The sequence below is a fragment of the Pseudocitrobacter sp. 73 genome (genome assembly GCF_008369545.1).
Taxonomy (GTDB): domain Bacteria; phylum Pseudomonadota; class Gammaproteobacteria; order Enterobacterales; family Enterobacteriaceae; genus Pseudocitrobacter; species Pseudocitrobacter vendiensis.
The window spans coordinates 1-450 of sequence record NZ_VTZO01000067.1; the positions used below are offsets into that span (position 1 = coordinate 1).

Genomic DNA, 450 nt, shown 5'->3' on the forward strand with positions numbered 1-450 from the left:
GAGACTCGAACACACTTAAAGTGTGTCGTTTCAATTTTCAGCTTGATCCAGATTTTTAAAGAGCAAAACTTCGCAGCACACTTATACAGTGTACTCTGAAGTTTTCTTGTTTTTTGCAGTAAAGATGGTGGAGCTATGCGGGATCGAACCGCAGACCTCCTGCGTGCAAAGCAGGCGCTCTCCCAGCTGAGCTATAGCCCCATCGTAGGTCAATCTCTGTAACCGTAATTCGTTTTGAGACAAGGCGTGGGATGGCGAAGCATACTGAAGTATGCGAGTCATTCCGCAACGCAGTATCAAAAAGAATTTGGTAGGCCTGAGTGGACTTGAACCACCGACCTCACCCTTATCAGGGGTGCGCTCTAACCACCTGAGCTACAAGCCTGCAGAGATTTTTTACTGCTAATTTTCATCAGACAATCTGTGTGGACACTTCAAGGAACGGTTCTT

The 450-nt window shown here is 46.4% G+C and carries 2 tRNA genes; both read right to left on the reverse strand.

The features are described 5' to 3' along the window. Positions 1-125 precede the first annotated feature (125 nt). Positions 126-201, reverse strand: a tRNA-Ala gene (locus F0Q32_RS25570). Positions 202-308: 107 nt separating this feature from the next. Further along, positions 309-385, reverse strand: a tRNA-Ile gene (locus F0Q32_RS25575). Between the last annotated feature and the right edge of the window lie 65 nt (positions 386-450).